At 71.7% G+C, this 7,555-nt stretch carries 10 protein-coding genes; 7 read left to right on the top strand and 3 right to left on the bottom strand.

Annotated features, from left to right (window positions below; genetic code table 11):
* Together DLJ59_RS01320 and DLJ59_RS01315 are read right to left on the bottom strand one after the other, a co-directional pair.
* Window positions 1–1,044: tetratricopeptide repeat protein (locus DLJ59_RS01320; protein WP_244235778.1), on the bottom strand; the 1,044-nt coding region annotated here is incomplete at its 3' end.
* 57 nt (window positions 1,045–1,101) lie between these two features.
* Window positions 1,102–1,563 (bottom strand): MarR family winged helix-turn-helix transcriptional regulator, encoded by a 462-nt coding sequence (locus DLJ59_RS01315; protein ID WP_030333595.1) that lies wholly within the window; start codon window positions 1,561–1,563, stop codon window positions 1,102–1,104.
* Window positions 1,564–1,612: 49 nt separating this feature from the next.
* Here DLJ59_RS01315 and DLJ59_RS01310 point away from each other — a divergent pair, with 49 nt between their 5' ends.
* Together DLJ59_RS01310 and DLJ59_RS01305 are read left to right on the top strand one after the other, a co-directional pair.
* Window positions 1,613–2,134 (top strand): VOC family protein, encoded by a 522-nt coding sequence (locus tag DLJ59_RS01310; RefSeq protein ID WP_124770699.1) that lies wholly within the window; start codon window positions 1,613–1,615, stop codon window positions 2,132–2,134.
* A gap of 24 nt (window positions 2,135–2,158) precedes the next feature.
* A complete protein-coding gene (locus DLJ59_RS01305; protein WP_124770698.1) occupies window positions 2,159–3,043 on the top strand; it encodes a hypothetical protein in 885 nt (294 codons plus the stop codon).
* A gap of 69 nt (window positions 3,044–3,112) precedes the next feature.
* On the opposite strand, the gene DLJ59_RS01300 is transcribed toward DLJ59_RS01305, so the two are convergent.
* Window positions 3,113–3,292, bottom strand: coding sequence for a DUF4236 domain-containing protein (locus DLJ59_RS01300; protein ID WP_124770697.1), 180 nt, complete (start codon window positions 3,290–3,292; stop codon window positions 3,113–3,115).
* A 247-nt stretch (window positions 3,293–3,539) separates the two neighbouring features.
* Here DLJ59_RS01300 and DLJ59_RS38185 point away from each other — a divergent pair, with 247 nt between their 5' ends.
* The 5 genes from DLJ59_RS38185 to DLJ59_RS01280 form a co-directional block, all read left to right on the top strand.
* Window positions 3,540–3,617, top strand: a complete 78-nt coding sequence (locus DLJ59_RS38185) for a putative leader peptide (protein ID WP_349881247.1) — start codon at window positions 3,540–3,542, stop codon at window positions 3,615–3,617.
* Between the two features lie 131 nt (window positions 3,618–3,748).
* Window positions 3,749–4,780 (top strand): ABC transporter substrate-binding protein, encoded by a 1,032-nt coding sequence (locus DLJ59_RS01295; protein WP_124770696.1) that lies wholly within the window; start codon window positions 3,749–3,751, stop codon window positions 4,778–4,780.
* Entirely contained in the window at window positions 4,777–5,622 is an 846-nt protein-coding gene (locus tag DLJ59_RS01290; RefSeq protein ID WP_124770695.1) for an ABC transporter ATP-binding protein, read from the top strand. The genes DLJ59_RS01295 and DLJ59_RS01290 overlap by 4 nt, the downstream gene beginning before the upstream one ends.
* Complete coding sequence (locus DLJ59_RS01285) at window positions 5,615–6,481, top strand: ABC transporter permease (protein WP_124770694.1); 867 nt, start codon at window positions 5,615–5,617, stop codon at window positions 6,479–6,481. The genes DLJ59_RS01290 and DLJ59_RS01285 overlap by 8 nt, the downstream gene beginning before the upstream one ends.
* An 11-nt stretch (window positions 6,482–6,492) precedes the next feature.
* Window positions 6,493–7,555 (top strand): NtaA/DmoA family FMN-dependent monooxygenase (locus DLJ59_RS01280; protein ID WP_124770693.1); only part of this gene is annotated, 1,063 nt, incomplete at its 3' end.

The raw sequence follows: 7,555 nt of genomic DNA, 5'->3' as shown, positions 1-7,555 counted from the left end.
GGGTGGGGCGTGCGGCTCGGGCGACTGGTACGGATCGGTGGGGGCGGCGGGACGGTGCAGCCGGTACACCCCGGGCTGCTCCTCCGTGCCGCCGACCAGCCCGACCACCGACGGGGGCACCGGAGGGTCGGTGGGGTGAGGCGAGGGCTCGTCCACCGGTTCGGTCGGCCATCTGCCGCCCGTCGACCCGACCGCTTCGTCGGAGGGCAGCCGGGGGTTCGGAACCGCCCCGGCGTGGTGGGTCGCGGCTGCCGGCGGGTGGTGGCCGGATTCGACCGGCCCGTCGCCGTGCGGGGGGACTCGGGCAGCTGGCACGACCGGCGTGTCCCGGGCCGTGGGTGGGTTGTCGGCGCAGGCGTGGTCGGGATTCGCCGCAGCCCGGGCCAGTGCCGCCACCTGGGTGGCCAGCGGGTCGTCGGCGGGCAGGTGCTGCCGGCACAGCTCACGGGCGAGCGCCAGGTTGTCGTGCGCCTCGGCGAACTGCCCGCAGTCGCGCTGCATCGCCCCGAGCCGCGCCAGCATCTTGATGCCGCTGGGGTGCCCGTCGCCGTACACCTCGCGGTGCAGCTCCCAGGCGTCCTGGAGGCGGTCGCGGGCCACCGTGCACTGGCCGCGCGCGTACTCCACGGTGGCCAGGTCGGCGTGCGCGGCGAGCACCCGCAGCGACTCCGGGCCGTCCTGAGCGGTCAGCTCGATGATGACTTCCTGGTAGAGCCGCGCCGCCCGGGAGTGACTGCCGACCCGGTGCAGCACCGCGGCCAGGGTCGCCGCGGCGGCCACCGTGCGCGGGTCGGCGCGGCCGTGCAGGCGGGTGGTGGCCGCGTACGCGAAGGCGGCCCACCCCCGGGCCGAATGCGGCTCACCGAGGGCGATCAGCACCCGCGCCTGGAGGCTGGCCGCCTCGGCCAGCTCGGGGGTGGCGTTGGCCGGGCGGGGGTCGGCGTCGGTGAGCGCGTCGGACAGCAACTGCTGTGCGCCGGCCAGGTCGCCGGAGGACACGAGGTGGTGCGCCTGATCAGTCAGTTCACCGAAGCCGGAAGACACGCCCCATCGTGCTCATCCGACGACGGTAAGTACAAGACCCGCGCCGGTGTCGATTGGTCAGGATCCGGTCAGGTGCTCGGCCAGGGTCTCGCTGATCCGGCGCAGCTGGTCGACCTGGGCGGGGCTCAACGCGTCGAACAGGTGTCGGCGTACCCCCTCGACATGGCCGGGCGCGGCGGCCGCGAGGGTGGCGAAACCCTCGTCGGTGAGCAGCGCGATCTGCCCGCGCCGGTCGGTGGGGCAGTCCTCGCGGCGCACCCAGCCGGCGGCCTCGAGCCGGGCCACGGCGTGCGAGAGCCGGCTGCGGGACGACCCCGCGGCCTGGGCGAGCTGGCTCATCCGCAGTTGGCGACCGGGGGCTTCGGAGAGCTGGACCAGGATCTCGTAGTACGCGTGCGGCATGCCCGCGTCGCGTTGCAGCTCGCGGTCGAGAGTGTCCATCAGCACCCGGGAGGCGGTGAGGTACGCGCGCCAGGTGCGTTGCTCGTCGGGGTCCAACCAGCGGGTCATGACCGCCATCATACCCCCGATGGTTGAAGGTTCAACTAAACCGCGCTAGCCTCGGGTCATGGGTATTCATCGACTCAACCACGCGGTCCTCTACGTCAGTGACCTCGCCCGCAGCGTCGCGTTCTACCGCGACGTGCTGGGCTTCCGCCCGGTGGCGATGACCCCGGACGGCTTCCGGGGCGCCACCTTCCTCCAGGCCCCCGACTCCACCAACGACCACGACCTCGGTCTCTTCGAGGTCGGCGCGGGCGCCGGACAATCGACCGCCGGTCGGTCCACGGTCGGGCTCTACCACCTCGCCTGGGAGGTGGACACGCTCGACGAGCTGGCCGCCACCGCCGAGCGGCTCGTCGCGGCCGGCGCGCTGGTCGGCACCTCCGACCACGGCACGACCAAGAGCCTCTACGGCAGGGACCCCGACGGTCTGGAGTTCGAGGTGGTCTGGCTGATCCCGGCCGACCTGCTCGACGACGCCGCGCTGGCCGCCCGCAAGCAGATCGGTCGGCTCGACCTGGACGCCGAGCGACAGCGCTACGGCGGGCAGACCCGGGGCGGGGTGGGGATCTCTGTCCCGGCCTGACCGCCCGTACGGTAGAACGGACCGATGCCGACCGACCGGACCACCGATTTCCTCCGCGAGCTGCTGGTCCGCCAGTTGACGACCTGGCTGCCCGCGGCCCTGCACCGCTCCCGGCGGGCCACCGTCGCCCTCGCGGGCGTCGACGCGGCCAGCGCGGAGGCCGCGTTGCGCCTGGTCGCCGCGCACGGCGACCAGGTGCGCGGCCGGCAGGTGACGGTGCTGGTGCTGGCCGACGCCGCCGACGACCTGCCGACCCGGCTCGGTCCGATCGAGGCCGAGCTGCCGGCCGAGGTCACCGTGCACCTGCTGCCCGGTGACCCGTACCGGCTACCGGTCGCGGTGAAGGCGGCCGGAGCGGCCGGCGCGCCGCTGTTCTCCTTCGTGGGTCTGCCCGGCGCGGTGACGCCGAAGCTGCTCACCGCCGCTACCAACGGCCGGACCGGAGAGTTGCTGCTGCACACCGGCGACAGTGCCCGAGACGCGCTCGTCTCCGCCGGGTTCCCCCTGGTCGCCGAGGTGGCACCGGTGCTGCCCGGCGGCGAGGCTGCCGGTGTGATCGCCTTCGGCAGCCGCTCCGACCGGAGCCTGGAGGCGGTCCGCGAGGCGCTCTGGGCAGTCGGCGCGGACCTCGACGTGCGCTACCGCGACCCCCTCGACCCGACCGGCACGACTGTCGACGTGGTCGGCGACCCCGACCTCGAACCGCTGGCCCAGGAGCTGCTGGCCGAGTTGCGGGCGGGAGGGCCGCGACCGGTCACCGAGCTGCGCCGGCACACCCTCACCGCGACCGTCTATCGGGCCGCCGACGCCAACCAGGCGCTCACCGGACTGCTCGAAGCCGGCGCCCTGCGCCGGGACCGCGAGTCCGGACGGCTGGCCGGCGACGAGATCATCAGCCTGGCGCGCTGACCGCCCCAACCACAGACGCCGAGCGGGGTGCCGGTGAATCACCGGCACCCCGCTCGACTCCCGGGATGTTTACGACCGGGACTTGTCCTGCTTCCAGGAGAGCGGACCCGGCAGGTCGACCCGGTGCGCACGCGCCCTGGAGTTCCAGGACCAGCGACCGATCTTGATGCTCCACGAGGAGAAGCCGTTCTCGGTGAAGTTCAGGATGATCGGACCGTACTTCTTGCGCTTGCGAAACATGAGGCCCATCGGAGCGCTCCCCTCGTCACCGTTCCCTGCCGTGTCGAGATCGAACATTCCCGAACCGGCAACTTTTGAAACCCGCTCGCTGTCCGTCGTGGAGGGTGACCACGAAGCGCTCAGATTCCTACTAACCAGATAGGTGTTGCGGCGCGGTAAACGCTGTTCGGAGCGCTTCGTAACATCGGCGGCGATAGAAGTCTCATCTACTGGAAGACCGTTGACCGCTCGATCCGACGCCCGGCAGCATGGGGTCATGTCACAGCGGGACGAGCTTCTCCTCACCGCTCGTGTGCACGTCGACCTGGTCCGGCACGCGAGCGCGCTCTGTTGAGCTGACCGGTCCATCCGGCTCGGCTCCAGCGCCGCACCTTCACAGCCCGCCCGCTCAGCGCGGAGCAGCGTGCCCGCACGCCCTCATCCGGGCGTCCCCGCTCCCATCGTGGACAGATCAGGAGACTCCTCATGTCCCCACCCCGTCATGTCTTCCTGCGTACCCTCGCCGCCGCTGCCGCGCTGGTCGTCCTCGCCGCCACCGGCGGCTGCGGCGGTGCCGCCGCAGCCGGCGGCGACCAGGCCGGCGAGCTGCGTTACCAGGGTTCGGTCGGTCAGGTCACCCTCCCCGAACTCGCCGCCGACCTCGGTTACCTCGGCGACGTCAAGCTCAAGTGGATCGGCAACGTCACCGGTGGTCCGCAGGACATCCAGGCCACCGCCACCGGGCAGAGCGACTTCGGCGGTGCGTTCAACGGCGCCATCGTCAAGCTCGCCGCGGCCAACGCCCCGATCACCGCCGTGGTCAGCTACTACGGCTCGGACGCGCAGACCTTCCAGGGTTACTACGTGCTCGACGACAGCCCGATCCGCAGCCCTCGCGACCTGATCGGCCGGAAGGTCGGCATGAACACCCTCGGCGCGCACGCCGAGGCGGTGCTCAAGACCTGGCTCGCTCGCGGCGGTCTCACCCCCGCCGAGATCAAACAGGTCGAGCTGGTCGCCCTGCCACCGGTCAACACCGAGCAGTCGCTACGGCAACGACAGATCGACGTCGCGGTGCTCGGCGGGGTGATCCGGGACAAGGCGATCGCCAGCGGCGGCATCCGCACCATCGTCACCGACTACGAGCTGCTCGGCGCGTTCAGCGGCGGCACCTACGTCTTCCGCGACGACTTCATCAAGCGCAACCCGGAGACCGTCAAGGCGTTCGTCACCGGGGTCGGCAAGGCCATCGAGTGGGCCCGTAGCCAACCTCGGGAGACGGTGGTCGCCCGGATGCGGGACATCATCGGCAAGCGCGGCCGCAACGAGGACCCGTCCCTTGTCGCGTACTGGAAGAGCAGCGGCGTCGCCGGCCGCGGCGGGGTGATCGACGAGCAGGAGTTCGGCACCTGGGTCGACTGGCTCGCCGCCGAGGGCGAGCTCAGGGGCGATCGTCCGAAGCCCGCCGACATCTACACCAACCGGTTCAACCCCTTCGTGGACGGTGGCAGCGCGTGAGCACCGACAAGATCCTCTTTGATCGGGTGAGCAAGACCTTCCCGGTCCGCGCCACCCGGCGTGGCGGCGCCGGCGCGGTCACCGCGCTGGACGAGGTCACCCTCGGGGTACGCCCCGGCGAGTTCCTGGTCGTCGTCGGCCCCAGCGGTTGCGGCAAGTCCACGCTGCTCGACCTGCTCGGCGGGCTCACCGAGCCGACCGGTGGGCGGGTGCTCGTCGACGGTCGGCCGGTCACCGGTCCCGGCCTGGACCGGGGCATCGTCTTCCAGCAGTACGCGCTGCTGCCCTGGCGCACCGCGGCCGGCAACGTCGCGTTCGGTCTGGAGGCCAAGGGGGTGCCCCGGGCCGAACGCGCCGCCCTGATCGAGCACCACCTCGACCTGGTGGGCCTGCGCGGGTTCGCCGACCGCTACCCGCACGAGCTGTCCGGTGGGATGAAGCAACGGGTGGCCATCGCCCGCAGCCTCGCGTACGACCCGGACGTGCTGTTGATGGACGAGCCGTTCGCCGCCCTGGACGCGCAGACCCGCGACTCGTTGCAGGACGAGCTGGTGCGGATCTGGGCGCGCACCGGCAAGACGGTCGTGTTCATCACCCACGGCATCGACGAGGCCGTCCGCCTGGGTCAGCGGGTGGCGGTGCTGACGTCCCGTCCCGGCCGGCTCAAACAGGTCATCGACATCGACCTCGGTGATCGGGACGCGGTCGAGGACGTCCGCTCCACCGACGCGTTCCGTCACCACCGCCACCAGATCTGGACGCTGCTGCGGGACGAGGTGCGTGCCGCTCAGGCGGCCGAGGGCACCGGCGTCCGCCACACCGAGGAGGCCCGCGTTGGTTGACATCGTCGAACGTCCCACCCGACTCGCCGGCCCACCAAGCATGCCCGGAGCGGCGGTCGGCCGTGCCGCTCCCGGCCGGGCCGGTCGGCTGCTCGGCCTCGGCGCGAAGGTGCTGCACCGCAGTGTCGCGGTCGCCGCGCTGGCCGCGATCTGGGAGGGCGCGCCCCGGCTCGGGCTGGTGGACCGGGTGTTCCTGCCCCCGTTGTCGGAGGTGCTGGTGGCCTGGTGGGAGTTGCTGCGCAGCGGGCAACTCGCCGAGCACGTGGGTGCGAGCCTCACCCGGTCGCTGGCCGGGCTCGGCCTGGCGGTGCTCACCGCCATCCCGCTCGGGTTGCTGATCGGCTGGTACCGGCCACTCGCCGAGCTGCTCAGCCCGCTGCTGGAGGTGTTCCGCAACACCGCCGCACTGGCCCTGCTGCCGGTGTTCGTGCTCATCCTCGGCCTGGGAGAGACCTCCAAGATCGCCCTGGTGCTGTACGCGTGCTCCTGGCCGATCCTGCTGAACACCATCGCCGGGGTGAAGGGCGTCGACCCGCTGCTGATCCGGTCGGCCCGCTCGATGGGGCTCAACCACCTGCGGCTGTTCCAGAAGGTGATCCTGCCGGCGGCGGTGCCGACCATCTTCACCGGCGTCCGGTTGGCCGGGGCGTACTCGATCCTGGTGCTGGTCGCGGCGGAGATGGTCGGCGCGAAGGCCGGGCTCGGTTACCTCATCAACTACGCGCAGTACAACTTCGCGATCGCCGACATGTACTCCGGGATCATCACGATCTCCGCCATCGGCCTGGTCGTCAACCAACTCCTCGTCGCCCTCGAACGTCGCTTCTCCACCTGGCGCGTCGACGTCACTGCCGGATAGGACGGACACCAATGACCCGTACCCTGCACCTCAACGCGTTTCTGATGGGCGTCGGCCACCACGAGGCGGCCTGGCGGCACCCCCGCACCGACCCACGTCGGGTCACCGACGTACGGCACTTCCAGGAGCTGGCCCGGATCGCCGAACGCGGCACCCTCGACTCTCTGTTCCTCGCCGACGGCCTCTCGGTCGGGCCGAACCCCCGGCACAACATCCAGGCCGTCTTCGAGCCGCTGACCCTGCTCGCGTCGCTCGCCGCGGTGACCGAACACATCGGTCTCATCGCGACGGTCTCCACCACCTACAACGAGCCGTTCCACATCGCCCGTAAGTTCGCCTCGCTGGATCACCTCAGCGGTGGTCGGGCCGGCTGGAACATCGTCACCTCCGCGCAGGAGCGGGAGGCGGTCAACTTCAACCGGGACAGCCACCCCGCGCACGCCGACCGGTACCGGCGGGCCGCCGAGTTCGTCGACGTGGCGATCAAGCTCTGGGACAGCTGGGAGGACGACGCGCTGGTCTTCGACACCACGGCCGGGGTGTTCGCCGACACCGACCGGGTGCACGAGGTGGCGCACCGGGGGCCGGAGTTCCAGGTCCGTGGTCCGCTGAACATCCCCCGCGGGCCGCAGGGTCGACCGCTGCTGGTGCAGGCCGGGTCGTCGCCGGACGGGATCGCCTTCGCCGCCCGCTACGCCGAGGCGGTCTTCACGGCGCAGCAGACCCTCGCCGACGGGCAGAGCTTCTACGCCGAGCTGCGCCGGCAGGTCACCGCCGCCGGTCGGGTCCCGGCCCTGGTGAAGATCCTGCCCGGCATCGCGCCGGTGCTCGGCGGCACGGAGGCCGAGGCGCAGGCGCTCGCCGCCGAGTTGGAGGAGTTGATCGTCCCCGACTACGCCCTGGCCCAGCTCTCCGGGATGCTCGGCATCGACCTGACCGGTCTGCCGCTGGACGGGCCGCTGCCGGAACTGCCGGCCGCCGGCTCCGTGCAGGCCCACCAGAGCCGCTACCAGCTCGTCACCGAGCTGGCCGATCAGCTGCCGGACGGTGAGCTGTTCCCGGCGGGGCCGGCCC

It is taken from the genome of Micromonospora inaquosa (genome assembly GCF_003857055.1).
Taxonomy (GTDB): domain Bacteria; phylum Actinomycetota; class Actinomycetes; order Mycobacteriales; family Micromonosporaceae; genus Micromonospora; species Micromonospora inaquosa.
This window is presented reverse-complemented; position numbering and strand designations above follow the sequence as displayed.